28 protein-coding genes are annotated in these 25,319 nt (G+C 67.4%); 11 read left to right on the forward strand and 17 right to left on the reverse strand.

The window, feature by feature from the left end; translation table 11 throughout:
• Positions 1–242 precede the first annotated feature (242 nt).
• Entirely contained in the window at positions 243–437 is a 195-nt protein-coding gene (locus ABL838_RS06775; protein ID WP_126023050.1) for a hypothetical protein, read from the forward strand.
• 38 nt (positions 438–475) lie between these two features.
• Here the strand turns inward: ABL838_RS06775 and ABL838_RS06780 are convergent, their stop codons facing one another.
• Positions 476–1,426, reverse strand: a complete 951-nt coding sequence (locus tag ABL838_RS06780; RefSeq protein WP_184635173.1) for a LysR family transcriptional regulator — start codon at positions 1,424–1,426, stop codon at positions 476–478.
• 134 nt (positions 1,427–1,560) lie between these two features.
• Here ABL838_RS06780 and ABL838_RS06785 point away from each other — a divergent pair, with 134 nt between their 5' ends.
• Together ABL838_RS06785 and ABL838_RS06790 are read left to right on the forward strand one after the other, a co-directional pair.
• Positions 1,561–2,457 carry an amino acid ABC transporter substrate-binding protein gene (locus ABL838_RS06785; protein ID WP_418119378.1) on the forward strand — a complete coding sequence of 299 codons (897 nt, stop codon included), beginning with the start codon at positions 1,561–1,563 and terminating at the stop codon, positions 2,455–2,457.
• Between the two features lie 3 nt (positions 2,458–2,460).
• The gene (locus ABL838_RS06790; RefSeq protein ID WP_418124791.1) at positions 2,461–3,756 is read left to right on the forward strand and encodes an aminotransferase class V-fold PLP-dependent enzyme; all 1,296 of its coding nucleotides are present in this window, start codon (positions 2,461–2,463) and stop codon (positions 3,754–3,756) included.
• Here ABL838_RS06790 and ABL838_RS06795 read toward each other — a convergent pair.
• From ABL838_RS06795 to ABL838_RS06820, 6 genes are read right to left on the reverse strand one after another with little or no spacing between them, the layout of a single operon-like run.
• Positions 3,744–5,195: an aldehyde dehydrogenase gene (locus ABL838_RS06795; protein ID WP_184635178.1), complete on the reverse strand. Its 1,452-nt coding sequence runs from the start codon at positions 5,193–5,195 to the stop codon at positions 3,744–3,746. The genes ABL838_RS06790 and ABL838_RS06795 overlap by 13 nt on opposite strands.
• 40 nt (positions 5,196–5,235) lie before the next feature.
• On the reverse strand, positions 5,236–5,955 hold the full coding sequence (locus ABL838_RS06800) for an ABC transporter ATP-binding protein (RefSeq protein WP_369659409.1): 720 nt from the start codon (positions 5,953–5,955) through the stop codon (positions 5,236–5,238).
• Complete coding sequence (locus tag ABL838_RS06805; RefSeq protein WP_369659408.1) at positions 5,952–6,704, reverse strand: ABC transporter ATP-binding protein; 753 nt, start codon at positions 6,702–6,704, stop codon at positions 5,952–5,954. Before ABL838_RS06805 ends, ABL838_RS06800 begins: the two co-directional genes overlap by 4 nt.
• Positions 6,701–7,639: a branched-chain amino acid ABC transporter permease gene (locus tag ABL838_RS06810; RefSeq protein WP_184635184.1), complete on the reverse strand. Its 939-nt coding sequence runs from the start codon at positions 7,637–7,639 to the stop codon at positions 6,701–6,703. Before ABL838_RS06810 ends, ABL838_RS06805 begins: the two co-directional genes overlap by 4 nt.
• Positions 7,636–8,514, reverse strand: a complete 879-nt coding sequence (locus tag ABL838_RS06815; protein ID WP_418124794.1) for a branched-chain amino acid ABC transporter permease — start codon at positions 8,512–8,514, stop codon at positions 7,636–7,638. Before ABL838_RS06815 ends, ABL838_RS06810 begins: the two co-directional genes overlap by 4 nt.
• A 4-nt stretch (positions 8,515–8,518) precedes the next feature.
• Complete coding sequence (locus ABL838_RS06820) at positions 8,519–9,709, reverse strand: amino acid ABC transporter substrate-binding protein (protein ID WP_418124796.1); 1,191 nt, start codon at positions 9,707–9,709, stop codon at positions 8,519–8,521.
• 229 nt (positions 9,710–9,938) lie between these two features.
• Between ABL838_RS06820 and ABL838_RS06825 the strand changes: the two genes are divergently transcribed.
• From ABL838_RS06825 to ABL838_RS06835, 3 genes are all read left to right on the forward strand, one after another.
• Complete coding sequence (locus ABL838_RS06825) at positions 9,939–10,895, forward strand: helix-turn-helix domain-containing protein (RefSeq protein ID WP_126023060.1); 957 nt, start codon at positions 9,939–9,941, stop codon at positions 10,893–10,895.
• Between the two features lie 179 nt (positions 10,896–11,074).
• Entirely contained in the window at positions 11,075–11,740 is a 666-nt protein-coding gene (locus tag ABL838_RS06830) for an N-acetylmuramoyl-L-alanine amidase (RefSeq protein WP_126023061.1), read from the forward strand.
• Complete coding sequence (locus tag ABL838_RS06835; RefSeq protein ID WP_418124798.1) at positions 11,737–12,309, forward strand: hypothetical protein; 573 nt, start codon at positions 11,737–11,739, stop codon at positions 12,307–12,309. The genes ABL838_RS06830 and ABL838_RS06835 overlap by 4 nt, the downstream gene beginning before the upstream one ends.
• A gap of 40 nt (positions 12,310–12,349) precedes the next feature.
• On the opposite strand, the gene ABL838_RS06840 is transcribed toward ABL838_RS06835, so the two are convergent.
• Positions 12,350–14,011 (reverse strand): SulP family inorganic anion transporter, encoded by a 1,662-nt coding sequence (locus ABL838_RS06840; RefSeq protein WP_418124800.1) that lies wholly within the window; start codon positions 14,009–14,011, stop codon positions 12,350–12,352.
• 121 nt (positions 14,012–14,132) lie between these two features.
• Between ABL838_RS06840 and ABL838_RS06845 the strand changes: the two genes are divergently transcribed.
• Together ABL838_RS06845 and ABL838_RS06850 are read left to right on the forward strand one after the other, a co-directional pair.
• Positions 14,133–14,765, forward strand: coding sequence for a DUF4337 domain-containing protein (locus tag ABL838_RS06845; RefSeq protein ID WP_418124801.1), 633 nt, complete (start codon positions 14,133–14,135; stop codon positions 14,763–14,765).
• Between the two features lie 174 nt (positions 14,766–14,939).
• On the forward strand, positions 14,940–15,194 hold the full coding sequence (locus ABL838_RS06850) for a hypothetical protein (protein ID WP_418124802.1): 255 nt from the start codon (positions 14,940–14,942) through the stop codon (positions 15,192–15,194).
• A gap of 21 nt (positions 15,195–15,215) precedes the next feature.
• Here the strand turns inward: ABL838_RS06850 and ABL838_RS06855 are convergent, their stop codons facing one another.
• Entirely contained in the window at positions 15,216–15,458 is a 243-nt protein-coding gene (locus tag ABL838_RS06855) for a hypothetical protein (RefSeq protein ID WP_184635203.1), read from the reverse strand.
• 234 nt (positions 15,459–15,692) lie between these two features.
• On the opposite strand from ABL838_RS06855, the gene ABL838_RS06860 reads away from it, so the two are divergent.
• Positions 15,693–17,009 (forward strand): Nramp family divalent metal transporter, encoded by a 1,317-nt coding sequence (locus ABL838_RS06860; RefSeq protein ID WP_418124803.1) that lies wholly within the window; start codon positions 15,693–15,695, stop codon positions 17,007–17,009.
• A gap of 16 nt (positions 17,010–17,025) precedes the next feature.
• Here the strand turns inward: ABL838_RS06860 and ABL838_RS06865 are convergent, their stop codons facing one another.
• Positions 17,026–17,517: a hemerythrin domain-containing protein gene (locus ABL838_RS06865; RefSeq protein ID WP_369659399.1), complete on the reverse strand. Its 492-nt coding sequence runs from the start codon at positions 17,515–17,517 to the stop codon at positions 17,026–17,028.
• A 311-nt stretch (positions 17,518–17,828) separates the two neighbouring features.
• On the opposite strand from ABL838_RS06865, the gene ABL838_RS06870 reads away from it, so the two are divergent.
• The gene (locus ABL838_RS06870; RefSeq protein ID WP_184635207.1) at positions 17,829–17,981 is read left to right on the forward strand and encodes a hypothetical protein; all 153 of its coding nucleotides are present in this window, start codon (positions 17,829–17,831) and stop codon (positions 17,979–17,981) included.
• 35 nt (positions 17,982–18,016) lie between these two features.
• Entirely contained in the window at positions 18,017–19,216 is a 1,200-nt protein-coding gene (clsB, locus tag ABL838_RS06875; RefSeq protein WP_418124805.1) for a cardiolipin synthase ClsB, read from the forward strand.
• Here the strand turns inward: clsB and ABL838_RS06880 are convergent.
• The 7 genes from ABL838_RS06880 to fusA form a co-directional block, all read right to left on the reverse strand.
• A complete protein-coding gene (locus ABL838_RS06880) occupies positions 19,209–20,081 on the reverse strand; it encodes an SDR family oxidoreductase (protein WP_184635211.1) in 873 nt (290 codons plus the stop codon). The genes clsB and ABL838_RS06880 overlap by 8 nt on opposite strands.
• A gap of 32 nt (positions 20,082–20,113) precedes the next feature.
• Positions 20,114–20,749 (reverse strand): isochorismatase family cysteine hydrolase, encoded by a 636-nt coding sequence (locus tag ABL838_RS06885; RefSeq protein WP_418124807.1) that lies wholly within the window; start codon positions 20,747–20,749, stop codon positions 20,114–20,116.
• A 26-nt stretch (positions 20,750–20,775) separates the two neighbouring features.
• Positions 20,776–21,048 (reverse strand): hypothetical protein, encoded by a 273-nt coding sequence (locus ABL838_RS06890; protein ID WP_221297374.1) that lies wholly within the window; start codon positions 21,046–21,048, stop codon positions 20,776–20,778.
• 142 nt (positions 21,049–21,190) lie between these two features.
• Positions 21,191–21,694: a DUF421 domain-containing protein gene (locus ABL838_RS06895; protein ID WP_184635215.1), complete on the reverse strand. Its 504-nt coding sequence runs from the start codon at positions 21,692–21,694 to the stop codon at positions 21,191–21,193.
• A gap of 11 nt (positions 21,695–21,705) precedes the next feature.
• Entirely contained in the window at positions 21,706–22,248 is a 543-nt protein-coding gene (locus tag ABL838_RS06900) for a DUF421 domain-containing protein (RefSeq protein WP_184635217.1), read from the reverse strand.
• 125 nt (positions 22,249–22,373) lie between these two features.
• Positions 22,374–22,847 (reverse strand): hypothetical protein, encoded by a 474-nt coding sequence (locus tag ABL838_RS06905; protein ID WP_418124809.1) that lies wholly within the window; start codon positions 22,845–22,847, stop codon positions 22,374–22,376.
• A 127-nt stretch (positions 22,848–22,974) separates the two neighbouring features.
• The gene (fusA, locus tag ABL838_RS06910) at positions 22,975–25,038 is read right to left on the reverse strand and encodes an elongation factor G (RefSeq protein ID WP_418124810.1); all 2,064 of its coding nucleotides are present in this window, start codon (positions 25,036–25,038) and stop codon (positions 22,975–22,977) included.
• Positions 25,039–25,319 lie beyond the last annotated feature (281 nt).

Here is a 25,319-nt window from a genome sequence, read left to right on the forward strand (position 1 = left end):
TCTTATATGCCTTGTTTTTCGCTTGGATTTGGCTGTTTACTGGCTCACTGGCGCGAATTCTTGGCTGTATTGAAAAATACTTTCACCGTAGGAACCCTTAGATGCCGACCGCCCTGCCGGCACACTTCGTCGCAGTATTTCGACAGCTATAACCCTAAGACCGCTAAAGTTCTAACGTTCACGGTCAAAATCAGTCAAACTTGCGCATCTACATCGGCCGTCGAATTCCTACTGGAGCAAAGATGGACAAGGACGCTGAAGGCCTTGGCGCCGACTTCGAGCTGTGGCAACAGCTCACCGACGATTACGAAGCCGCGCTGGGCGCACTCGCCCGGGGCGAGCCGGGTGCGCGGGAGCGCGTGGTCCGGCTCTCGCTCGCGCTGCAGCACATGCATCCCGATCTTTCCGACCTTTCCCCGGTCGGCGACAGCCGCTGACGCGGCTTCATCAGAATGGGCGTCCTCGGCGGTACCGCTCAGGCCGGAGCCGGCCTTCCGTACTCCTTCTTCTCTTCCTCCCCTTGCGCCTGGAACATGCGCGTGAAGTCGCAGCACTCCTGCGCCAGCATCACGATCGACGAGGTGAGGGCGCTGCGGTGCTCGCCCTTGTGCATCGCCACGTAGCGCACCACCGGCAGGGCGGGCGCCACCTCGACCACTGAAAGCATGCCGGCCGTCACCAGCGGCTGAAGGCACTCGCGCGGCAGGTAGCTCACGCCCAGGCCGGACACCGTCAGCCCGGTCAGCGCCACCAGGTTGCTCACCACGATCACGTCGGCGGGCTGCACGCCCTGCTCCTTCATCCATGCGTCGTAGGCGCGGCCGGTGCCGGAGTTGTTGCCCTGCACCAGCATGCGGTGGCGCGCCAGTTCGTGCAGCCGCATGGCGGCGCCATTGGAAGGTGAAGGCACCACGCCCGGCTTGCACATCCACGCGCTCCTCACCTGGCCGATGACTTTGTGCGGCATGCGCGAGTCGGCGAAGGTGTCGGGCACGATGACCAGGTCGAGTTCATCGGCCAGCAGCTTGTCGCGCAGCTGCAGACTGTCGTCCACGTCGGGCTCGAGGATCACCTTGGGGTAGTGCTGCCGGATCAGGCCGACCAGCCGCGGCAGCCAAGTCATCGCCGTGAGCTCGGTCACGCCGAGGCGGATGCGCCGCTCCACCACGCCCGGCTTGCCGAACTGCTCGATGGCCGCGTCGCGCTGCTCCAGCAGCTTGCGCGCGAGCACGAACATTTCCTCGCCCTTCTCGGTGAGGCGGGCGGTGCGCTGGCTGCGGTCGAAGAGCTCGGTGTCGAAGAGCTGCTCGAGCTCGTGCACCCGCTTGGAGATGGCCGACTGCGAGGTGTGCAGCTGGTTGGCCGCCTGGGCGAAGCCGCCGAGGCGGGCGATCCAGTACAGGGCTTCGAGTTGCTTGAAGGTCATCACGGTGGAGCGGTCTCCGAAAGAACGCTTTTTCTCATGTAATTCGATCACAAAAAATCGCTTTTGGAAATTGATGGCGAGGCTGAAGATTCGCCCCGATCCACCGTCATCGACTCTTCTTCAAGGAAACCGCCATGGACTTCAGGAAACTGCCCCTCGCATTCGGACTGGCTCTCGCCTTCGCCTGTGCCGCCGCCAGCGCCCAGGACGGCGGCACGCTGCAGAAGATCAAGGACAGCGGCACGATCCAGATCGGCGCGCGCGACAGCCAGATCCCGTTCTCGTACAAGCTCGGCTCCGATGGCGACCCCATCGGCTTCACCAACGACATCTGCCTGAAGATCGTCGACGCGGTGAAGGCCAGGCTGGGCCTCGCGAAGATCGAGGTGCGCTACACCATGCTCAACTCGACCAACCGCATTCCGCTGCTGCAGAACGGCACCGTCGACCTCGACTGCGCGACCACCACCAACACCACGCAGCGCCAGCAGCAGGTGGACTTCGCGCCCAGCCACTTCGTGGCCAACATCACCGCCGCGGTGCGCAAGAACTCCGGCATCGACACCCTTGCCGACCTCAACGGCAAGAACGTGGCCACCGTGTCGGGCAGCACCTCGATCCAGCTGCTGCGCGTCGCACGCAAGAGCGGCGCCATCGAAGTCAACGAAATCCCCGGCAAGGACACCTCCGACGGCTTCCTCCGGCTGTCCAACGGCCGCGCCGACGCCTATGTGCTCGACGACGTCCAGCTCGCCGGCATGATCGCCAGCGCGCCCAACCCGGGCGAATACAAGATCCTGAAGGAATCGCTGCGCCAGGAGCCCTACGGGATCATGCTGCGCAAGGACGATCCGCAGTTCAAGGCGCTGGTGGACGAGACCGTCACGGGCCTGATGAAGTCGGGCGCCATCGAGCAGCTCTACACCAAGTGGTTCCTCTCGCCGATCCCGCCGAGGAACGCGAACCTCAACTTCCCGATGACGGACGCGGTGCGCGAGATCTACAAGAACCCGAACAACAAGGGCGTCTGAGCGATGGGTTCCGAGCTGTCTTCCAAACACCCCCACGGACTGGCCTTTCCTGACGCGCTCATGCGCGAGGTGAAGGCGCGCTTCCTGCAGGTCGACCACGACCACCATGGCCGCGAGCGCCTGTACTTCGACAACGCCGGCGGCTCCTTCCGCCTGAAGGCCGCGGCCGAGCGTTTCGCGCTGGTCGATGCCATTCCCGACAACACCGAGCGCATCCACGCCACGGCCGTCGAGCTGCAGCAGATCCAGGCCAGGGGCTGCGACGACCTGCGCACCATCCTCAACGCCACCGGCGGCAGCGTGTACGCCTCGCTCACCGCCTCGGGCGCCATGTTCGACATGGTGCGCGCGGTGGCCGAGAACGTGCCGGGCACGAACATGGTCACCACCGTGCTGGAGCACCCCTCCGCCTTCGACGCAATGAGCCTCTACGCCCAGCGCCTGGGCCGCGAGCTGCGCGTGGCGAAGAGCAACCCCGTCACCGGCGGCGTCGACGTGGACGAGATCGTGCGGCTGGTCGACAGGGACACCTGCCTGCTCAACGTGATCCATGCGTCGAACATCTCGGGCGCCAAGCTCGACATGGAAGCCATCGTGCGCCGCGCGCGCGAGATCAAGCCCGACCTGTACATCCTGGTCGACGCCGTGCAGCACGCGCCGCACGGTCTCATCGACCTGCAGAAGACGCCGGTGGACGGCATCAATCTCGCGCCCTACAAGTTCTTCGGCTGCCGGGGCTCGGGGCTGTCGTGGATGTCCGAGCGCGCGGCCGTGCTGCCGCACCACAAGCTCGCGGGCAAGAAGCCCGGCTACTGGGACCTCGGCAGCGCCTCGCCCTGGCAGTTCGCGGTGCTCACCGAGATCGTCGACTACGTGTGCTGGCTGGGCGGGCACTTCACCCAGGCCACGGATCGCCGCGCGTTGTTCGTCGCGGGCATCACGCACATCGAGATGCACGAGCGCGCGCTGCTCTGCGCACTGCTCGACGGCAACGCGAACGCCATAGGCATGCGCAAGATGGAAGGCGTCAACGTCTTCCTCGACTACGAGGACCTGAGCAAGCGCGACCTGATCCTGGGCATCGGCTTCGACCGCATCGACTGCACGCAGGCAGTGGTCGAGTACGCCAGGCGCGGCGTGACGGTCTACGAGCGCGTGGCGAGCAGCATCTACTCGAAGCGCATGCTGGAATCCTTCGGGCTCACGGGCACAGTGCGGGTGTCACCGCTGCACTGCCACTCGATGGCCGACATCGAGAAGTTCCTGCGCATCACCCGCGAGATCGCTCAGAACGGGTAGTGCCGCGGCGTGGTCTGCACGGTCACCCAACGCAGCTCCGTGAAGGCCTCCACGCCCGCACGCCCGCCGAAGCGGCCGTAGCCCGAGGCCTTCACGCCACCGAAGGGCATCTGCGCCTCGTCATGCACCGTAGGTCCGTTCACGTGGCAGATGCCGGACTCGATGCGCTTCGCCACGTTCCACGCGCGCGCCACGTCGCGGCCGAACACCGCTGAAGAGAGGCCGAACTCGTTGTCGTTGGCAACCGCCACCGCTTCTTCCTCGCCGTTCACGCGAACCACCGCCTTCACCGGCGCGAAGGATTCCTCGCGGTAGATCTCCATCGCCGGCGTCACATGGTCGAGCACGGTGGCGGGCATCAGCGTGTTGTCGGCCTTGCCGCCGCACACCAGCTTCGCGCCCTTGGCCAGCGCGTCGTCGATGAGCGCGTTGCAGCGCTTCACCGTGCTCATGTCGACCACCGAGCCGAGCACCACCGGGCCTTCGCGCGGATCGCCCAGCGGCAGCGACTGCGCGCGGGCCGCGAACCTGGCGACGAACTCGTCGGCCACCGCGTTGTCGACCACGATGCGCTCGGTCGACATGCAGATCTGCCCCGAGTTGGCGAAGGAGCCGAAGATGGCGGCGTTCACCGCCGCGTCGAGGTCCGCATCGTCCAGCACCACGAAGGGCGCCTTGCCGCCGAGTTCGAGCACGGCGGGCTTCAGGTACTTCGCGCAGGTCTGCGCGATGAGCCGGCCCACGCGCGTGGAACCGGTGAAGTTGACGCGCCGCACGGCCGGGTGCGCCACCATCGCCTCGACCACCGCTCCGGCGTCTGCGGGCGCGTTGGTCACGAAGTTGACGACGCCCCTGGGCAGCCCGCCTTCGTCCAGCGCCTCGATGATGAGCGCGTGCGTCTGCGGGCACAGCTCCGAGCCCTTCAGCACCACGGTGTTGCCGCAGGCCAGCGGCGTCGCGATGGCGCGCGTGGCGAGGATCACCGGCGCGTTCCACGGCGCGATGCCGACCACCACGCCCGCCGCCTGCCGCACGCCCATGGCGAGGCTGCCGGGCACATCCGAAGGAATCACCTCGCCCGCGATCTGGGTGGTGAGCGATGCGGCCTCGGTGAGGATGCCTGCCGCCAGGTGCACGTTGAAGCCTGCCCACAGCGCCGATGCGCCGGTCTCGCGTGCCATCGCCTGCACGAAGGCATCGGCGCGCGCTTCGAGCGCATGCGCGGCCTTCAGCAGCGCGGCGCGGCGCTCGCCGGGGCCGGTGGCCGACCATGCGGCGAAGGCGCGGTGCGCGGCCTCGACGGCGGCGACTGCGTCGGCCGGCGTGGCGGCCGGCGCGCGCGTGGCGATGCCGCCGTCCAGCGGGTTGCGGCGCTCGAAGGTCGCGCCGCCGGTGGCCGCGCGGCGCTCGCCGTCGATGAGCATGGAAATGTCGGTCATGGGAAGTCCTTTGCGAGGAGAAAAGAAGAAAGAGGGGGTATCAGGCGACGCCCAGGTAGGCCTGGCGCACCGCGTCGGAATTCAGCAGCGCCTGCGCCTCGCCCGAAGCCACGACGCGCCCGCGTTCGAGCACATAGCCCCGGTCGGCGGCCTGCAGCGCCTTGCGCACGTTCTGCTCGACCATCAGCACCGTCACGCCCTGCGAGGCGATGCGGCGCACGATGGACAGCAGCTCGTCGACCATGCGCGGCGCGAGCCCCAGGGAGGGCTCGTCGAGCATCAGGAGGCGCGGCCCGCTCATCATGGCGCGGGCCACGGCCACCATCTGCTGCTCGCCGCCGCTCATGGTGCCGGCGAGCTGCGTGGCGCGCTCCTTCAGGCGCGGAAAGTCGTCGAAGGCGCGCGCGAGGCGCTCGGCGCGCAGCCGCGCCGGAATGAGCCAGCCGCCAAGCTCCAGGTTCTCGGTGACCGTCATCTGCGCAAAGAGCTGGCGCCCCTCGGCCACCAGCGCGAGGCCGCGCTTCACGCAAGCGGCAGCGTCGGCCGAAGGCAGGGCGACGCCGTCGAGCAGCACCTCGCCGGTTCGCGGCAGCAGGCCGGCCAGCGCCTTCAGCAGCGTGGTCTTGCCCGCGCCGTTGGGGCCCAGTACGACGGTGACGCCGGGCTGCACTTCCAGGCTCATGCCCTGGATGACCTGGAAGCCGTGATAGCCGGCCGACAGGCCGCGCGCGCTCATGTGGCTCATGTTCGTGCCGCTCATGCCGTCGCCTCCACCTCGTCGCCGAGGTAGGCCTCGACCACCTCCGCGTTGCGCACCACCTCGGCGGGCGTGCCGTCGGCGATCTTGCGGCCCTGGTGCAGCACCAGCACGCGCTCCACGTACTTCAGCAGCGTGGCCACCGCATGCTCGATCCACACGACCGTGAGCCCGTGCTCGTCGCGCAGCCGGCGGATGCGCCGCGCCATCGCGTCGACCTCCGCCTCGGTGAGCCCGGCCGCCACCTCGTCGAGCAGCAACACGCGCGGCCGGGTGCCGAGCGCCATGCCGATCTCCAGCAGCCGCTGCTGCGAGGGCGTGATGCCGGCGGCGGTGTTGTTCGCGAGCGCGCCGAGGCCCAGCATGTCGAGAATCTCGCCCGTGCTGCCCAGCCCCGCGATGGGCTCGCGGTGCCTGCCCGCGAACTGCATGCCGAAGCGAACGTTGTCTGCCAGCGTCATGTCGGCCATCACACGCGGCGTCTGGAAGGTGCGCGCGATGCCGTGGGCCGCGTACAAGTGCGGGCCGCGCCGCGTCAGCTCGATGCCGTCCTCCACCAGCAGCCGGCCGGAGGTCGGCATGACCACGCCCGAGATGGCGTTGAAGAAGGTCGTCTTGCCCGCGCCGTTCGGCCCGATGATTCCGACGATCTCGCCCGAGCGCAGCGTGGCGCTCACCGAATCGACAGCGGTGAGGCCACCGAAGCGCACCGTGAGCTCGCGGGCTTCCAGCAGGATCCGCGGATTGCTCATGGCCGCGCCTCCCTCGACGCCGGCGCCTTGCGCCGCCACAGCGACGCGAGCCCGTCGGGCAGGTACATCACGCAAAGGATCAGCAGCAGCCCCAGCACCATCATGTAGCCGTAGGGCAGCTGCAGCCGCAGCGTTTCCGACAGCAGGCTGAACACTACGGCCGCCGCCACCGGCCCGCCGATGCTGGCCGCGCCGCCGATCATCGCGATCAGCACGGTCTGGAAGCCGATGAAGGGGCTGAACACCGCCGGCGGGTCGATGTAGGTCCAGCGCACCGCCATGGCCGCGCCGACCGCGCCCGCGAAGGCGGCGGTGAGCGCGAAGCCCATCACCTTCGCGCGGCGCGTGTCCACGCCCAGTGTCTGGGCACGCTGCTCGTCGGCGCCGATGCCCGCGAGCGCCAGCCCGAAGCGGCTGCGCTTGACGAGCAGCGCCGTGGCGATGGCGGCACCGGCTATGGCCAGCACCGTGAGATACACCGTCTCGTTCGATGGCACCACGCTCAGCACGCGGCCCACCGTGCCCGAGACCTGCTTCTCGACGAAGGTCACGGCGTGGCGGATCAGCTCCGTCATGCCGAAGGTCAGCACCGCGAAGTAGGTGCCGCGCAGGTGCAGCACTGCCGCGCCCATCAGCACCGCCACCGCGCTCGCGACGGCCGCGCCGCTCAATATCACCAGCGGCCAGGGCAGCACCTCGAGCAGCGTCGCGCTCGCGTACGCGCCGAGCCCGAAGAAGGCCGAGGTGGCGAGCGAGAGATAGCGCGTGGCACCGCAGAAGAGCGACCAGCTCGTGGCCAGTGCGATGTACATCAGGCAGCCGAGCGCGACCGAGGCCACGAACTCCGTCGCCACCCATGGCACGGCAGCCGCCAGCACGAGGCCGGCGCCGAGCACCCACCAGGGCTTGTTCGTTGCAGACGGGAGAAGAGTCATTTTCTGGAGAACAGTCCGTTGGGCCGCCAGATCAGCACGCCGATGAACACGGCGTAAGACAGCAGCATCTTGAGCGAGGGGCTGGTGAAGTGCATGCCCAGCGCCTCCACCACGCCCAGCAGCAGGCCGCCGACCAGGCTGCCCGCGACGCTGCCGAAGCCGCCGAGGGTAATGACGATCAGCGCCGTCACCGTGTAGGGCTCGCCCATCGAGGGAGAGATTTCATAGGTCATCGACAGCAGCGAGCCGGCCACGCCCGACAGGCCCAGGCCGATGCCGAACATCAGCGGATGCAGCCGCCTGGTGTTGATGCCCACCAGCTGCGCGCCGGTGGGCGACTGCATCAGCGCGCGCACCGCCTTGCCCAGCAGTGTGAGCTTGAGCAGCGCGATGAGCACCAGGCTCAGCGCCAGCGCCACGCCGAAGAGCACCAGCTTGTTGGCGGTGAAGCGCATCTCGCCCAGTTGCACCGGGTCGGCCAGGTAGTCGTAGCCGCGCAGGTCGCCGCCCCACACGAGCAGGGCGGTGTTCTGCACCAGGAACATCAGGCCGAAGCCCACCATCAGGCTGCGCGCCTCGAACACGTCCACGTTCGGCGCGCGCGCCGCCACCTGTCGGAAGCACAGCCGGTGCACCGCCATGCCCAGCGCCATCAGCAGCAGGAAGGCCACCGGCATGAACAGCAGCGGCGACACGCCCAGCGCGGTGTGCGCCCACCATGTCGCGAAGGCGCCCAGCATCAGGAACTCGCCGTGCGAGATGTTCATGATGCGCATCAGCCCGTACTGCAGGTTCAGCCCGATGGCCACCAGCGCGTAGATGCCGCCCGTGATCAGTCCGCCGGCCAGAAGCTCGGCCCATCCGGAGAAAGACACGTGCCTACTTCCAGGCTGGCTTCGGCATCAGCTGCGCGGTGGCGCGGTCCTTCGGCCAGACCACTTCGAAGTCGCCGCCCTGCCATTGCGACACCGTGCCCGGAATCGACGCGTTCTCGCTGCCCTCGAAGCGGGTCGGGCCGAGGATGGTCTTGAACTCGTTCTTCGCGATGTGCTCGCGCAGCGCCTTGCGGTCCAGCCCGATCTTCTCCACCGCTTGCTGCAGTATCTGCAGCCCGGCCCATGCATGGCCGCTGGCCCAGCGATCGGGCTCCTTGCCGAACTTCTTCGTGTGCGCGTCGAAGTAGGCCTTGGCCTCGGGGCTTGTCTTGCCGTTCCACGAGCCCATGCCGATCACGCCCTCGGTGTTGGCGGCCATCACGTTCCTGTAGAGCTGGAAGGCGGTGCCGACAGAAGCGTAGAAATGCTTCGGGTTGAATCCCACCTCGCGCGCCTGCCGGCTCGCGAGGATGGTGTCCGGCGGGTAGGTGATGCCGATGAAGGCGTCGGGGTTCAGGTCCTTGATGGTGCGCAGCACCGGCGCGAGATCTTTCACGCCCAGCGGGTAGCTCTTGCGCTCCACCACCTGGATGCTCGTCTTCTTCAGCGCGTTGTTCAGCGCCGCGAAGTTCTCCAGCCCGAACAGGTCGTCCATGTAGACGATGGCGATGGTCTTCACGTTGTTCGCCACCAGCATGTCGACCAGCGCGCCCATCATCTTGTCGGGCTGCTGGAGCAGCGAGAAGAAGAAGGGCAGGCGCATGTCGATCAGCTTGCGCGAGAGCGCGGTGGGCGCCAGCAGCGGATAACCGAAGCGGTTGGCCAGCGGCGCGACCGCGAAGTTGGCGCCGGAGCCCCAGGGCGGCAGCACCAGGTCGACCTTGTCGCTGCCCATGAGCTTCTCGAAGGTGCGAACGCAGGTCTCGGTCTCGCTGCGGTCGTCGTAGCCGATCAGCTCGATGGGGCGCTTCGTGCCTTTCACCGAGAGCCCGCCCGCCGCGTTGACCTGCTCGGCCCACAGCAGGTAGTTGGGTTCCTGGCTCACCTGCGCGCCTGCCGCCCAGGGGCCTGTGCGTGCGATGGCGTAGCCGATCTTCACGGGGCCGCTCTGGGCGAACAGTTGCGGCGCGACGGCGGCCGCTCCGAGGGCGGTGGCGGTGCCCTTGATCCAGGTGCGGCGATCGGGTCGAAGCATTGAAGTCTCCTCCGGGCGTCGGTATGCGCCCGCTGCCCGGAATCGTAGAAATCGCAGCCTTCGCGCGCTGTGCCAGCCGCGCACAAAGCACTTGACGCAGCGTGCACGCGCCTAGTGGTTAACCCGCAATCCCTTGGGCCGCGAAGGCGCTTCACAATGCGCGGCAACCCGGCTTCGTGCTGAAATCTTTCGTTCTCGTCTCCACTGCCGTTACAGCCGCCCAGCCTGCATGACCGCCTCGCTGCTCCTGTCCACCGACCAGATCCCGCCCAAGGAGCGCGGGCCGCTGTGGTGCGAATGGGTGTGGCGCCACTTCGGCGGACTGGGCTCCGACCTCTACGACGACAGCGAATTCGACGGCCACCTCGCGGCCTCGCACGCGGGCGACGTGATCCTCACGCGGCTGGAGGCCAACCGCCACCGCGTGCTGCGCACCACGCAGATGGCGCGGCTGAGCGAGGCGCCCTACCTGAAGATCGTCGCGCCCTGGCAGGGCTCGGCCGAGGTCACGCAGCGCGGCCGCGCGGCGGCGGTGCGCTCGGGCGGATGGACGCTCTACGACACCACCGCCGACTACACCGTGGCCAACCCCGAGCGCAGCGACCACCTGATCGTGATGCTGCCCAAGAACCAGATCGCATCGCCCGCGCTGCCGCTCAACGACCTGGTGGCGCGGCGCATCGGCGGCGGCAGCGGCATCTCGCGCGTGGCGCTGGAGACCATGCGCAACACCTACCTGGAGTTGCCCTTCATGAGCGAGGCCGCGGCGCGCGGCGCGGGCGAACTGCTGATCCAGCTCGTGCGCCTTTCGCTGATGGAGCTGGCGGGCCAGGAAACGCCGCAGACGCAGCGCGAGGCCCTGAAAGACCGCATCCGCCGCCACGTTGCGCAGAACCTGCACGACCCGGCGCTGTCGATCGACAGCATGGCCCTGGCCCTGCGCTGCAGCAAGCGCCTGCTGCACAGCGCCTTCGCCGACGACGACGAGACGCTCAACGGCTACATCCAGCACCAGCGGCTGGCGGCGAGCATCCGCGAACTGCTGGACCCGGCCAACGCCGCGAGGTCGATCACCGACATCGCGCTGGCCTCCGGCTTCGGCAACCTCTCCCACTTCAGCCGCGTGTTCCGCGAGCACACGGGTGGCAGCCCGAGCGAGTTCAGGCGGCAGGCGAAGCTGCGCTGACCGGCGCGAATACCGCGTCTGCTTTGATGCAGAAAAGCGGCAACTCGGGCCGCTGCAAATCAAATATTCGGACCGATATCATCCCGGGCGGGCGCATCGGAGCAAGCCTGCAGGTTGATGAACCTGCATGTTTCGGGGCACCCGCATCAACAACGAGAAATTAATTTCCGGGAGGCCGTATGGCAATTCAAATTGACACGGATGGAATGATCATTCACGCGAAAGTCCGCAATGCGCGCAGTCCTGCGATCGAACGCGGTAGACGTACAAGCACGATCACAGGCATCGTTGTGCACCAGACCGATGCGGAAACTTCAGCGTCCTCGCTGAACAGCTACAGACGCCCAAAGGCCAATGGCGCGCACTTTCTTGTCGACACTGATGGAACTATTTATCAGACCGCCGCGATCTATCAGCGCACGAACCATGTCGGGCCACTGAAGGCGAGGTGTCTGATCACCGGGAAGTGCTCTCCGCGAGACTACCCTGCGGGAGTAAACGCGGTGGACCCGATGCATCGCATCGAGATGCGCAGGGCACCTGGCGACCGGTATCCAGGCAACATGGAAGCCATCGGCATCGAGATGGTGGGCAGGGCCAGGCTGCCAGCTGGGTTCCAGGCACCACGAAACAACAAGCTCTCCATGGATGAATTGAGAGGAAGGTACGGTGTATACGACACACCGACCACTGCCCAGAATCAGGCACTTTCTTGGCTTGTCAAGGCGCTCGAGGACTCCATGCAGATCGCCCCGGGCGAGATATTCCGACATCCAGAGGCCAGCAGAAAAAATACGACAGAGGCACAAGGTGCGAATTGGAATTTGGTGGTTCCAACGCCATGAGAAAAGTCATCGTTCTTGCGGTAGCGCTGGCTACCGTCGCTATGGCCCTGCCGGTTCACGCGGCAGACAAGCGCTATCCGGCAGCCTTCGTAAAGTCGATCAAGATCGACAACCCGTCGGGGAAAACAGCGTGGGAGAACAAGGATTTTCTGGATTGTCAGGATGTTGTCTTGACCGTCGAAGATGTGTTCTACGCGCTACGTCATATGCGGAGGGTTTCAAAGAAGTCGTATCTCGTGCCGCAGGCGCAGGAAACCGGATGCGAGGGCAGCGCGCTCGTTACCTTCAAGAACGGAAAAATCCTCGCTATCGGCATCGAGCCCACGGGGAGAATCAGTACCGCTGAGTTGGACGAGGCGCTTGGGCCCACGACTGACCCCGGAAGCTACTACGACTGCGAACCCTGCAACGATCGCAAGATGGCACTGCTCAAAGATGCTCTGAATCGGGCAGATGAACGGCGCCTCAAGCGACTGGAGGCAGAAGGTCAGATTCCACCAGGTCAGGCGGAACTACGGCTCAAGGCTCTGCGGGAAAGCCGCGAGCCCAAACCAGTCCCAAGGAACTGAAATCCACCTGGTCAGGCACGCTGCCTCCGGCGGCAAGTGATCAAGAAGGCCGTGGCGTCCGGTTTTCTTGCGGCACTGCATCGTCCACGCTCCACGGCGCATACACCTCGGCGTGCAGATCGGGCGAATTCACCTTGGCCAGCAGGTCGCGCACGTCGTCCTTCACGCGCGCCAGCGACAGGCGCACGCCGCGCACGCGCACGTAGGCGGCGAAGTCGCACAGCGCCTCGATGCTGGTCGCGTCGAGGTCGGGCGACTCCTCCAGGCTCAGCACCGTGCGCTGCAGGCCCTGCTTGGCGTCGATGCGCGCGCGTATCGACGCGAACACCGCGTCCGCATTGCCGAAGAAGAGCGGCACCTCGGGCCGCGCGATCAGCACGCCCGGGGGCACCACCGCCTCGGGGTGGCGCGCGATGTCGACGAAGTCGTGGCTCTGGCCCAGCCGTCCGAGCCAGCTCACCGTGGTGCGCGTGAAGCCGCGCAAGAGCAGCAGGATGCTCACGCCGATGGCCGCCAGCAGCCCGTTGAGCACGCCCAGCACCAGCACGGCCGCGACCGCCACCAGCGCCACCAGCCGGTCGCGCCGCCACTGGAAGTAGGGCCGCAGCGCAGCCGGGTTCAGCGTGTGGCTCACCGCGTGGATCACGATGGCCGCCAGCAGCGGCTCGGGCGTGTGCGCGATCCAGGGCAGCAGCGTGAGCACCGCCACCAGCACCACCAGCCCCGCCACGATGCCGGCCGCGCGGCTCCTGGCACCTGCGGATTCGTTGGCCGATGTGGCCGAGTAGCCCGCCCCCACCGGCATGCCCTGGAACAGCGCCGACAGCAGGTTCGCGCCGCCCAGCGCGAGCAGGTCGCGATTGGCCGACACGTTGTCGCCGTGTCGCATGGCGAAGGTGCGGATGGAGCCGTATGACTCGGCATAGAGGATCAGCGCCATCGCGAAGGCCAGCCCGCCGAGGTTCTGCCACTGCGCTCGATCGAGCTGCGGCACCGCCGGATGCGAGAAGTCGAGCGAGATCGGCCCCACCGCCGCCACGCCCCATGCATGGCAGAAGCCCTGCACGTCGAGCACGATGCCCGCCACGATCACCAGCAGCGCCGCCGGCACCGCACGCCAGCGTGCGAGGCCGCGCAGCAGCACCAGCGCCACCAGCGCCATGGCCGCCCCCGCGATGTTCCAGTGCCGCCATTCGGCCACCAGCCCTGCGAGGAGCCTGAAGAAATCGCTGTGCGCCGGATGCACGTCGAGCACCTTGGGCAGCTGTTTGACCACGATGGTGAGCGCCAGCCCCAGCGCGAAGCCTCGCAGCACGGGCTTGGCGATCAGGCTCGACACCGCGCCCAGCCGGGCGAGGCCCGCGATCACGAAGAACACGCCGGCCAGCAGCACGATACCCATGCCCATCGCCAGCCGCGTGGCGGTGTCCACGCCCGTCACCGAGGTGGTGGCAGCGAACAGCACCGCGGCCGAAGAGGAGGTGGCGGAAACGATCGCGAAGCGGCTGCTGCCGAAGAGGCCGTAGACCACCAGCCCCGCGAAGAGGGCGACCACTCCGGCCTGCGGCGGCAGCCCCGCGATGCCCGAATAGGCCACCGCCTCCGGAAGCAGCAGGCCGGCAATGGAAATACCCGCCACGATGTCGGCGAAGCCGGGGCGGCGGGCGTTGGCTGTCGGAGTCGGCGGAGGTTCGGCGGCCATGGGCAGGCAAGTGTGCTGTTGTCGCCCCATGCTGGCAATGGCTGGCAGACCGGAAGCTGACTCATCCAGCGGGCATACTCCCGCGCGCTCGAAAACCATATTTCTCTACAACAAGGCTCCCATGTCAGGACACGGCTTTCACGTGCACGGCCCGCACGACCACGAACTCGAACACGCCGCATCGGGCGTCCACGGCGGCAGCCACGGCCATCACCCAGAGGCGGAATCGGCCGGCGAACACGGCGGCATGAGCACGACGAGCAAGATCGCGATGTGCACCGCCGTCATCGCCACCTTCGGCGCCATCTTCGCGTACATGGGCGGCGCCACGCAGGCCAACGCGGGCATCTACAAGAACAACGCCGCCATCAAGAAGACCGAAGCCTCCAACCAGTGGAATTACTTCCAGTCGAAGAGCACCAAGCAGGCCCTCGCCGAGTTCGCCCGCGATACCGCGGCCGACGAAGCGCGCAAGCAGGGCTGGCAGGCCAAGGTGGCGCGCTACGAGCAGGAGAAGACCGACATCCAGACCGAGGCGAAGAAACTGGAGGCGGAAGCAAGCAAGTGGGATGCGAAGTCGGATGAGCAGATGCATCAGCATCATCGGTGGGCTCAGGCGACTACCGTGCTGCAGGTTTCTATTGCGCTGGCTGCCATTGCACTGCTGACGAAGAACAAATGGCTGGAGCGGGCGATGTTCGGGGTGGCGGTGGCGGGGCTTGCCGTGGGTGGTTTGGCCGCATTCCACGTGTAACCCCCCGGGCCCCTCGGGCTCCGAAATCGCGCCGAAACCGGACACCCGTCAAGAAACCCTCCCGCCGGAATAAAGCTTGGCGCGCCAGGCAATGCGCGTATGGTGGGTTCACTTGTTGCTCGCGCCAACCCATCGATCCTGGTGGTACGCCTGTACTGAGTACCGGGGTGTGCCATGGATGGAGAAACTTTCGTCTACGACGGCCGGGCAGGGCCATGGACCTGCACCATTTATCTGCTGAAGGCCGATGACGGCAACTTCGCCGCGGTGGGGGACATCGCGTTCCGGGGCGAACACCGGTGCAAGCTGGTGCTGACGCGGCCCGGCATCTCGGTCGAGACCGGCATCGGCATCCTGAAGTGCCGCTGCATCGCCTGGATAGAGCAGGCGCAACTCGACGATGAAGAGCAGACGACGCTTCCCACCTGAGCAGCCTGCCTGCCTGTCTGCCTACTTCTGCTGCTGCGGAGCCGTCGGCGCCGTGGTGGGAGCGGTCTGCGCGCCACCCTGCACCTGCGCGGCCGGCGGCGGAGCTGTTTCACGCGAGGGGCCTTCGCCGCGCTTGTCCACGGCGTAGAAGTAGATCAGCGCGCCGAGCATCACGAGGATGGCCACTGTCACGCTGAACACGAACACGCGCTGGTTGTCGCGCCGGTCGTCCCTCGCCTGCTGTCTTCTCGATAGTTCGCTCATGGCATCTTTCCTTTCCTGCGACGGCGCGGATGAATGCAGGAGCGCAGACATCCGCACGTTCAAGGGAAACGCTAGGACTTCATGAGGCGCCATGTGTCGGACATCCACTGAGGCCCCTGTCGCGAAGACACCCGAACGCTGGCAACGCGAGATGCTCTTGTCCGACACCCCGGCACCGGTGCCTCGTCCAGATTGACCGGGCCGGCAGCCAGAGCACCCGGCAAGGAGCACGCGATGACTCAGATGGAAGCGGCGGGACCGGACGCGGGAGGAGAGCGGGGGCAGGCGGAGCCACCCGGGCGCAAGGGCTGGCTCTCCAAGCTTGGCCCCGGCCTCATCACGGGCGCGGCCGACGACGACCCCAGCGGCATCGCCACCTACTCCCAGGCCGGCTCGAAGTTCGGCTACGACATGGGCTGGACGCTGCTGCTGACCTATCCGCTGATGGTCGGCATACAACTCGCCAGCGCGCGTATCGGCCGGGTCAGCGGCCATGGGCTGACGGAGGCCTTCCTGCGGCTGTGGCCGCGCTGGGTGGTGTGGCTGCTGGTGGGTTCGCTGGTGGTTGCCAACGTGATCAACCTGGGTGCCGACCTGAACGCGATGGCCGATGTTTCCGCGCTGGTGGCGGGGGGCTCCAAGGCAGCCTATGCAATCGGCTTCGGCGTGGTGTCGCTGGCGCTGCAGATCTGGCTGCCCTACGAACGCTACGTGCGGGTGCTGAAGTGGCTCACGCTCTCGTTGCTCTCGTACGTGGCGGTGGCCTTCGCCGCCCACGTCGACTGGGCGGCCGCAGCCAAGGGCGCTCTGCTGCCGCACCTGCAGTGGAACAAGGATTTCATCACCACCTGGGTCGCGATCCTCGGCACCACCATCAGCCCTTACCTGTTCTTCTGGCAGGCCTCGCAGGAGGTGGAGGAGATCAAGCGCGTGCCGCAGGACCAGGCCCTGCGGCACGCGCCCGCGCAGGCGCCGGGCCAACTGCGCCGCCTGAAGATCGACACCTGGGTGGGCATGGGCTTCTCCAATGCCATCGCCTTCTTCATGATCATCGCGACGGCGGCCACCCTGCATGCGCACGGCCAGACTTCCATCGAGACGACTGCGCAAGCAGCGCAGGCGCTCAAGCCGGTGGCGGGCGAGGCGGCTTTCGTCCTGTTCGGCATGGGCATCGTGGGAACCGGGCTGCTTGCGTTGCCCGTGCTCGCCGGCTCGGCCGCGTATGCGCTGGCGAGCCTGCTGGGCGTTCGCAAGGGCCTGGACCATGCGCCGGGCAAGGCCCCGGCGTTCTACGCCATCCTTGCGGCTGCGATGCTGATCGGGCTGGCCATCGGCCTCTCGGGCATCAGCCCGATGACTGCGCTGGTCTATGCCGCCATCATCAACGCGCTGGCCTCGGTGCCGATCATGATCGGCGTGATGCTGGCCGCGTCGAGCCGCGCGGTGATGGGCGAACTGGTGATTGCGCGCCGCCTGAAGATCGTGGGATGGGCGGCCACCGGCGTGATGCTGGTGGCCGCCGTGGCGACGCTCGCTGCCGCGTGGTCCTGAGCGGGCCCGGCCCCGGTCAGGCCATCACCTCCATCTCGGCCATCAGCTCTTCCTTGCGCTGCGCAAGCTGCTCGCGCATGGCGACGAGGTCGAGCCCGCGCGTCGCGCGCGCCTTCACGAAGATCTCGTTGCGCTCTTCCTTCACGTGGTGGTCGATGTACTCGCCGAGCACCTTCACCTTGGCGTCGAACTTCTCGTCGATCTCGGTGGCGTCCTGGATCTGCGCGATCAGCTCCTTGGCGCTGGCGTGCTCAACCTCGGCCTCGTCGAGCAGGTCGGTCTCGCTGATGGCTTCGCGCAGGGCGGGGTAGAAGATTTCTTCCTCGATCTGCGTGTGCACCTGCAGCTCCATGCAGATCTGCATCGCCAGATCGCGCTTCTTCCCGGGTGCGCTCTGGGAGCGGGAGTGGGCGAGTTCGTCGTACGCCGTGAAGAGCTTCTTCACGTTCTTGTGGTCGGTATCGAGGAGGCTGCAGGCGTCGGGGGTTGCACGGCGGGTCGTTGACATCGTGGGCTCCATGGTGGGTTGATGAAAAGGGAACACAAAGAAGAAAAGAAGGTGAAGCCGCAAGATGGACCGCGGCTCGCCCGCTTCGCGTAGGAGAGCGTCGTACGCCCTTGGCGGCGCTTTTCTCTGCGCGCAACAAGCTGCAACACCGGTGTTCGAAAGCCGGCATCGCCAGCGAAATCCCACCCCCACGTAGTGCATGGCCTGACAGAGAGGCCCGGTGGGCGCGCTAGCGTGCATCGACGGCGCACCGATCCGGGTCGCGGGCGCGGTGCCCGCGAGGTCAGGTGCTTCGGCGAAAGGACGCTCCCATGATCCGCAAGCTCGCATCCGGCCAGTACCGCCTCTACGCCCGCAAGGTCGACCCGAAGACCGGCAAGCGGCGCAACCTCGGCACCTTCGATTCGCGCGAGGCGGCGCAGCAGCACGAGCGCGAAGTGCAGTACTTCAAGCGCCACGGCTGAGCCACCGGCACGAACAGTCAGCAAGGCCTCGGCAAGTGACGCGCGAGGACTGGACCCACGGTAACGCGGCGCGCCTGCTGGAGAATGGCGACGAATTCTTCCCGCGCGTCTTCGATGCCATCGCGCAGGCTCGCCAGTGGGTGCTGCTCGAAACCTTCATCCTCGAGGAGGACAAGGTCGGCCGCGCGCTGAGCGACGCGCTGCGCGAGTGTGCAGACCGCGGCGTGCGCACGGTGCTCACCATTGACGGATTCGGCTCGCCCCGGCTGTCGGGGCGCTTTCTCGCGCGGCTGACGCAGGCGGGTGTGGAAGTGCACGTGTTCGATCCGGGGCGGTCGCTCTTCGGCCAGCAGCTCAACCTGCTGCGGCGCATGCACCGCAAGCTCGTGGTGGTCGACGACACAGTGGCCTTCGTGGGCGGCATCAATTTCTGCGCCGACCAATTGCTGGACTTCGGCGAGCTGGCCAAGCAGGACTACGCGGTGGAACTGCGCGGGCCCATCGTCGGGCGCATACGCAGCTTCATGCAGCACACCGCGGGCGACACCCGCGTTCCCCAGGATATCGAGGCACCGCCGCCGGCCGCCGGCAAGGCCGCGGTGCTGTTCGCGCGAAGGGACAACAAGGCCTCGCCCGACAGCATCGAGAAGATCTACCGCCAGGCCATCCGCACCGCGCGCGCCCGCATCGTCATCGCCAATGCCTATTTCTTTCCGGGCTATCGCCTGTTCCGCGACCTGTGCCGGGCCGCCGCGCGTGGCGTGGAGGTGAAGCTGTTCCTGCAGGGCATGCCCGACATGAAATCGGTGCGCTTCGCGACCCAGCTGCTTTACGGCCACCTGCTGGGCGCGGGCGTGGAGGTGCATGAATACTGCGCACGCCCGCTGCACGGCAAGGTAGCCATCGTGGACGACGCATGGAGCACCGTGGGCTCGAGCAACCTCGATCCCCTGAGCCTCACGCTCAACATGGAGGCCAACGTGGTCATCGTGAGCCGCGCGTTCAATTCACAGGTGGCCAGGCACCTGGCGGCGCTGGAGACCGAATGCGAGATCGTGCAGCGCGAGAAGCTGTCCGCATGGAACCGATGGCCGCCGCTGGGCAGCTTCATCGTCTTCCACGTGCTGCGCTGGGTGTCGCGCATCGGCACCTGGCTGCCGGGCAGGCGGCAGAAACTGCAGGTGCTGCCGGGCAGCGATGGCGGCGCGCGCCAGCCGGCCCCGCCACTCAGATGAAGGGCACGCCCCCGGTCACCGCCACCGTGGCTCCCGAGATGTAGCTCGCCTGGTCGGAGGCGAGCAGCACGTACACCGCCTGCAGCTCCGCCGGCTGGCCGGGCCGCTTCATCGGTGTCTGCATGCCGAAGTTCTTCACCTTGTCGGGCGGGAGGGTCGACGGGATCAGCGGCGTCCAGAACGGGCCGGGCGCCACGCAGTTCACGCGGATGCCCTTCTCGGCCAGCAGCTGCGCCATGCCGCCGGACATGTTCTGGATCGCCCCCTTGGTCGCCGCGTAGGCCACCAGCGTGGCGTTGGGCTTGTCGGCGTTGACCGATGCGGTGCTGATGATGGCGCTGCCCGGCTTCATGCAGGCGGCCGCTGCCTTGCAGAGGAAGAAGTTGGCGTAGACGTTGGTGCGGAAGGTGCGGTCCAGCTCTTCGGCCGTGATCTCGGCCAGGTCCTTGTGCGCCATCTGGAAGGCCGCGTTGTTCACCAGCACGTCGAGCTTGCCGAAGCGCTCCATGGCGGTGTCCACCAGCTTCTTGCAATGGGGCTCCTCGCGGATGTCGCCGGGCACGGCAACGCAGGTGCGGCCCTCCTTCTCGATGAGTTCGGCGGTGCGACGGGCGTCGGGCTCTTCCTCCGCAAGATAGGAGATCAGCACGTCCGCGCCCTCGCGCGCGAAGGCCAGGGCGACGGCGCGGCCGATGCCACTGTCTCCGCCGGTGATGAGCGCCGCCTTCCCGACGAGCTTGCCGGAGCCGACGTACGAAGACTCGCCGAAGTCTGGCGGCGGATCCATCCGCGATTCGAGGCCGGGCGGGGCCTGGCGGGGTGTGTCGAAGGGTGGCTTCGGGCCGGATTGCATGGGGTGTGTCATGGCTTTCTCCAAAACGGGTTGAAACAACGGGCTCAACGCTTGCGCGCTCGCCCGGCGGGCAGGCGGATGCGCGAGCCGGAGGTGGTCGCGATGCCGAAGACCGTGTCGCACTGCTCCAGCAGCATCGCGTGGCGCCTGGCCGTCTGCGTGGCCGTGCAGTCCTTGGGAAGCACCACCTCGAAGCCGCGCATGCGCGCGTCGGAGGCCGTGCTCAGCACGCACTGGTCGCTGGCCACGCCGGTCACGACGAGGCGGCGGGCCTTCAGCACGCCCAGCAGCTGTTCGAGTGGCGTGGCGACGAAGGCGGATTGCTGCGGCTTGAGCACGAAGTAGTCGTCATGGTCCGGCGCGAGGCCGGCAGTGACGGCTGCGCCGGGGCCGCCGCCGGCCATCGACAGATCGACCAGCGCGCTGAAGTCGGAGCGCCAGCGCCCGCGGTTGTCGTTGGCGTAGATCACCGGCACGTCCCGCGCCTTGCACCGCCGCTTCAGGGCTGCGATGGCAGGCGCGACCGCCACGGCGGCGGGCAGCAGCCTGTCGGCGTCGGGAAAGTCCCAGCAGCTGATCATGTCGACGATGAGAAGGGCGGTCCCGCCATTGGCCGCCTCGACCGCCAGCGCGCCGCGCGGCGGCGACGAACTGGCGCTGAGGCGGCGAACTGTGGCCATGTGTCCAAACCGGAAAGGCCGCTCGCTCAGCTCTTGCCGGGGTCGCGATTGGTCTCGGGCGTGAGATCCTCGGTCAGGCCGAAAGGCGCGGAGTCGTCGTGCTTCGTGCCTTCCACGTCCTTTTTGCTGTCCTGCATGCGTTCGCGCGGCGCGGGGCCCGCGACGTCTTCGCCGGCCTTGGTCTTGCGCGCGGTGAAGGACTCCGCGCCGCCGATGTTGTCCACGCCGCCGCTGGTGGTGGGGCGGGTGCCATCTCCGGTGCCGGTGACGCGGGGGTTGCTGCTGGTGCTGCTGCTCATTGCGGTCTCCTTGCCTGCGATGAATTGGGGATGAAGAGGGGTCATCCTGCGCACCAGTGTTCGCAGCGGCTGCGCACGCGAGCGAAGCAATCGCCGCCGCTGCGGGTCGGTGGTTTCTTACGTGAGCGGCATGGGCTGCGGCTCAGGACCGTCGCTTGACGATGCTCAGCTTGCCGTCGCGCTCGAGCACCGCGCGTTCGACTTCGTGCAGAGGCACGCCGCCGGCCTGCTGGCGCAGGGCCTCGTCGAGGTCCTTGCGCGACACCAGCGCGTGGCGCATCGCGTTCTCGTCCATCCGGCCGTCGCGCACCAGCGTGATCTTGTGGCCGTTGATCAGGTCCTCGAAACCCTGCCACCGCATGCTCGCGAGCGCGACCAGCCGGTGCGTGACGACCAGCGCCGCGCCGGCCGCCATGGTGCTCCAAAAGGGCGAGGCACCGACCACCGCGCGGCTCAGCACCGCACCCAGCAGCACCGTGATGCAGGTGTCGAAGGGACTCTGCTGCCCGAACGACCGCCGGCCCGAGGCGCGGATCATCGCCAGTGCGAGGAAGAAGACGACCAGCGCCCGCGCGGCCATCTGCCACGCAGCGAGTTCGGAGCCTTCGCCGAAGAGCCAGTCGATGAACTGCATCGCCGTCGTCATCACCGCAGCCGCTATTGCACCGGAGGCTTGGAGGGCTTGGGTGCCTGATGGCTGTCGTCGCAAGCCTGCTTCTTCTCTTTCTTGAATACGCTGAGCGTTCCGTCGCTCTCCAGCCGCGCGACGCGCACCTCCGAGAAATCCGCCACGCCTTGCTCGCGCAGCTTGCCGAGCAGTTCGTCGGTCCTGATCATTTCGCGCCTGAGCGCCCGCCGGTTCAGGCGGCCGTTGCGGATGAGGACCTCGGGGCGCGGCTCCAGGAAACGCGCCACGGGCTCGAAGTGAAAGCTCAGCCAGTCCAGCGCGAAGTTCCAGGCGACGAGCGTCGCGAGCAGCACGAGCCCGTCGTCGATGGACTTGTATTCGCCCTGCATCGCGTTGCTCGACGCATCGGCGACCAGCACCACGAAGAGCAGGTCGGCCACGCCCATCGAGCCGATGTCGCGCCGCAGCACGAAGCGGAACACGAGAAGCAGGAACCAGTACACGACAGTTCCGCGCACCACCATGTGCCATACAGGAAACTCGCGCGCGAAAAGCTCGGCGACTTCGCTCATGCTGTCTGCCCTCTCGATCAGCCTCCAACATAGGTTCGGCCCTGATGGAGCCGTGTCGGCAGGCGCATGAGCGGGCTGTAGGCGATGGCCACCCCGGCCCCGGATGCACCCGCGCTACCGCGCGTTCACGCGACCCACCAGTTCACCGCGAGGAATGGCGTCGGGTCGTCGGGCAGGTGGAAGAGGATGTCGCCCCGGCCTGCGAGGGGGCCGGCCCTGCTTGCGAGGTAGCGGACCGTGACGTGGGGCTGCGGCTGGGGCGTGGTGCCGCAGAAGATGGAGGCCAGGCCTTGCTCGATGAAGCGGGACAGCAGATGGTGGGCGTCGGGGTCGAGCGGGGCCGGGGCGGCGTCGCCGCCCGATGCCGATTCCAGCAGCGCCTGGGCGCGTTGGCCATCGATGCGCGCCATGCGCTCCTCTTCGGTGCTCCACTGAATGGACGCGGCCTGCGCAAGCTGCTCCAGCTGAACTCGTGAGAGACGCACGATTGCATGTCCGACGGGCACGGCGATATCCGGCTGGGCGACGGAGAAGGGCAACGCGATCAGGCGTCTTTCGTCGGTGTCTTCACCGGCGCGAGGGCGAGAGGTATCGGGCATGGGCATCGTCGCGCGTGGTGTCGGGAAGGAAAGATGGCGTGGCATTCTCATTGTGCGCTCGACGCCAATCGAGGGCGGCGGCTCGACAGGGCGCGAAATGGCCACGCAGCGCGGCCTCACTGACCCCTCACTGGTCTTCTTCCCGCCCCCGGTACTGCGCCATCAAGACCTGCTGCACATTCGGCGGCACGGCCTCGTAGTGCGACAGCGCGATCGTGTACCGCCCCTGTCCGCTGGTCATCGCGTTGAGCCGCGACTGATAGCTCGCCAGCTCCGCCATCGGCACCTGCCCCCGGACCGCGGCGGCACCGGCTCCGATGGTCGACGTACCGGTCACCAGCCCGCGCCGTGACGACAGATCGCTCGTGACATCGCCCACCGCATGCTCGGGCGCCACGATCTCTATCTGCACGATCGGCTCCAGCACCACCGGCCTGGCCTCGCGGATGGCCGCCATGAAGGCCTTGCGGCCGGCGGTGGCAAACGCGATGTCCTTGCTGTCCACGCTGTGGTACTTGCCGTCGTGCACCACCACGCGCACGTCCACCACGGGGTAGCCGGCGATGGCGCCGCATGCCAGCACTTCGCGCACGCCTTTCTCGACGGCGGGAATGAACTGGCCCGGAATCGCTCCGCCCCTGACTTCATCGGCGAACTCGAAGCCGTCGCCGCGCGCGAGCGGCTCGATGCGCAGGAAGACTTCGCCGAACTGCCCCGCGCCGCCGGTCTGCTTCTTGTGGCGGTGATGGCCCTCCGCCGGCGCGGTCACGGTCTCGCGGTAGGCGATGCGCGGCGGACGGGTCTGCACCTCGAAGCGGTACACCTCGCGCAGGCGGTCCAGCACCATGCGCAGATGCAGTTCGCCGAGTCCGTAGAGAACGGTCTCGTTGGTCGCGACCACGTGCTCGATGCGCAGGCAGGGGTCTTCGGCCGCGAGCTTGCCGAGGATCTCCCATGCGCGCTGCTCGTCGCCATGGCGCTTGGGCTCCACGGCCAGTCCGTGCACGGGTATCGGAAACTCCAGCGGCGCGAGATGCACATGGCTGTCTTCCGCCGCGTCGTGCAGCACGGCGTCGAACTGGATCTCCTCCACCTTCGCCACCGCCACGATGTCGCCCGGCACGGCGCGCGGCACTTCCACATGGTCCTTGCCCTGGAGCATGAACAGGTGGCCCACCTTGAAGGGCTTGCGGCCGTCTCCGATGTAGAGCTGGCTATCGCTCGCCAGGGTGCCCTGGTGCACGCGCATGATGCCGAGCTTGCCGACGTAAGGGTCGCTCGTGACCTTGAACACATGGGCCAGCATGTGCAGCGAAGCATCGGGCCTGGCCTGCATCGGCTTTGCATCGGCGCCTTCGCCGAGCAGGAAGTCCGGAGGATTGGCTTCGCTCGGGTCGGGCAGAAGCTTGACGATGATGTCGAGCAGCTCGGCCGCGCCCGCGCCGCTGCGTGCCGAGATGAAGCACACGGGAATCAGGTGCCCTTCGCGCAGCGCCTGCTCGAGCGGCGCATGCAGCTCGCTGGCGTCCACGTCGCCATCGTTCAGGTAGCGCTCGACGAAGGCCGCATCGACTTCGACGACCTGCTCGACCAGCGCGCGGTGCGCCGCATCGACCGAACCGATGTCGGACTCGCCTTCGCGGTTGTAGAAGCAGTCGATCACGCGCGTGCCGCCGGCTGCCGGCAGGTTCAGCGGCAGGCATTCGCGGCCGAAGGTGGCCTGGATCTGCGCCAGCAGGCCGGCGAGGTCGGCGCCGGGGTCGTCGATCCTGTTGATGACGATCAGGCGCGCGAGGTGGCGCGATGCCGCGTAGTCCATCATGCGCAGCGTCATCGGCTCGATGCCGGCGCTTGCATTGACGACGATGGCGGCGGTTTCCACCGCTTCCAGCGCGGGCAGGCTCTGGCCCAGGAAGTCGGCGCCGCCGGGGGTGTCGATGAGGTGGATGCGCGTGCCGTCGTGCGCCAGGTGCATCAGGGTTGCATTGAGCGAATGCTGCATCCGCTTCTCGAGCGGGTCGTGGTCGCTGACGGTGGTGCCGCGCTCCACGCTGCCGCGTGCCCCGATGGCGCCCGCCTCGTGCAGCAGGGCCTCCGCGATGGAGGTCTTGCCGGACGCGGAGGCGCCGACGAGCGCCAGGGTTCGCACCGCTTCCATTTCGGCCGCGAGGCCGTTCGATCGGCTTGGCATGCGTGGCTCCTTCACGCCTGCAAACAGGCCCGGCGGCCCGCTTGGGCTCGGGTGCTGCGCGCGGACGCCGGGTCAGCCTACGGTATTGACCGTACCGATGCAAGCGGAAATGGCCGGGTCGCGAAGGGGGCCTTCGTTAAACTGCGCGGGTGAACTCCTCCTGCGAGCCTCCCAGTAGGCCGCTGGCCTGCGCCAGCAACAACCTGCAACGCGGCGCTGCGACCGATCCTTCCGCAGCCGCCTTGCGTCTTCAGTTTCCCCAGTCACCCGTTGCCGGAATG

It is taken from the genome of Variovorax sp. 160MFSha2.1, assembly GCF_048305075.1.
Classification (GTDB): domain Bacteria; phylum Pseudomonadota; class Gammaproteobacteria; order Burkholderiales; family Burkholderiaceae_C; genus Variovorax; species Variovorax guangxiensis.

Bases quoted from the DNA above. Each gene is read 5' to 3' on its own strand.
- ABL838_RS06795 (WP_184635178.1), bottom strand. From the start codon at position 5,195: ATGACCGACATTTCCATGCTCATCGACGGCGAGCGCCGCGCGGCCACC.
- ABL838_RS06900 (WP_184635217.1), bottom strand. From the start codon at position 22,248: ATGAGCGAAGTCGCCGAGCTTTTCGCGCGCGAGTTTCCTGTATGGCAC.
- ABL838_RS06835 (WP_418124798.1), top strand. From the start codon at position 11,737: ATGAGAAAAGTCATCGTTCTTGCGGTAGCGCTGGCTACCGTCGCTATG.
- ABL838_RS06785 (WP_418119378.1), top strand. From the start codon at position 1,561: ATGGACTTCAGGAAACTGCCCCTCGCATTCGGACTGGCTCTCGCCTTC.
- ABL838_RS06790 (WP_418124791.1), top strand. From the start codon at position 2,461: ATGGGTTCCGAGCTGTCTTCCAAACACCCCCACGGACTGGCCTTTCCT.
- ABL838_RS06780 (WP_184635173.1), bottom strand. From the start codon at position 1,426: ATGACCTTCAAGCAACTCGAAGCCCTGTACTGGATCGCCCGCCTCGGC.
- ABL838_RS06820 (WP_418124796.1), bottom strand. From the start codon at position 9,709: ATGCTTCGACCCGATCGCCGCACCTGGATCAAGGGCACCGCCACCGCC.
- ABL838_RS06880 (WP_184635211.1), bottom strand. From the start codon at position 20,081: ATGACACACCCCATGCAATCCGGCCCGAAGCCACCCTTCGACACACCC.
- ABL838_RS06890 (WP_221297374.1), bottom strand. From the start codon at position 21,048: ATGAGCAGCAGCACCAGCAGCAACCCCCGCGTCACCGGCACCGGAGAT.
- ABL838_RS06885 (WP_418124807.1), bottom strand. From the start codon at position 20,749: ATGGCCACAGTTCGCCGCCTCAGCGCCAGTTCGTCGCCGCCGCGCGGC.
- ABL838_RS06810 (WP_184635184.1), bottom strand. From the start codon at position 7,639: ATGACTCTTCTCCCGTCTGCAACGAACAAGCCCTGGTGGGTGCTCGGC.
- ABL838_RS06850 (WP_418124802.1), top strand. From the start codon at position 14,940: ATGGATGGAGAAACTTTCGTCTACGACGGCCGGGCAGGGCCATGGACC.
- ABL838_RS06830 (WP_126023061.1), top strand. From the start codon at position 11,075: ATGGCAATTCAAATTGACACGGATGGAATGATCATTCACGCGAAAGTC.
- fusA (WP_418124810.1), bottom strand. From the start codon at position 25,038: ATGCCAAGCCGATCGAACGGCCTCGCGGCCGAAATGGAAGCGGTGCGA.
- ABL838_RS06825 (WP_126023060.1), top strand. From the start codon at position 9,939: ATGACCGCCTCGCTGCTCCTGTCCACCGACCAGATCCCGCCCAAGGAG.
- ABL838_RS06860 (WP_418124803.1), top strand. From the start codon at position 15,693: ATGACTCAGATGGAAGCGGCGGGACCGGACGCGGGAGGAGAGCGGGGG.
- ABL838_RS06800 (WP_369659409.1), bottom strand. From the start codon at position 5,955: ATGAGCGGCACGAACATGAGCCACATGAGCGCGCGCGGCCTGTCGGCC.
- ABL838_RS06855 (WP_184635203.1), bottom strand. From the start codon at position 15,458: ATGAGCGAACTATCGAGAAGACAGCAGGCGAGGGACGACCGGCGCGAC.
- ABL838_RS06895 (WP_184635215.1), bottom strand. From the start codon at position 21,694: ATGACGACGGCGATGCAGTTCATCGACTGGCTCTTCGGCGAAGGCTCC.
- ABL838_RS06840 (WP_418124800.1), bottom strand. From the start codon at position 14,011: ATGGCCGCCGAACCTCCGCCGACTCCGACAGCCAACGCCCGCCGCCCC.
- ABL838_RS06805 (WP_369659408.1), bottom strand. From the start codon at position 6,704: ATGAGCAATCCGCGGATCCTGCTGGAAGCCCGCGAGCTCACGGTGCGC.
- ABL838_RS06905 (WP_418124809.1), bottom strand. From the start codon at position 22,847: ATGCCCGATACCTCTCGCCCTCGCGCCGGTGAAGACACCGACGAAAGA.
- ABL838_RS06775 (WP_126023050.1), top strand. From the start codon at position 243: ATGGACAAGGACGCTGAAGGCCTTGGCGCCGACTTCGAGCTGTGGCAA.
- ABL838_RS06845 (WP_418124801.1), top strand. From the start codon at position 14,133: ATGTCAGGACACGGCTTTCACGTGCACGGCCCGCACGACCACGAACTC.
- ABL838_RS06870 (WP_184635207.1), top strand. From the start codon at position 17,829: ATGATCCGCAAGCTCGCATCCGGCCAGTACCGCCTCTACGCCCGCAAG.
- ABL838_RS06865 (WP_369659399.1), bottom strand. From the start codon at position 17,517: ATGTCAACGACCCGCCGTGCAACCCCCGACGCCTGCAGCCTCCTCGAT.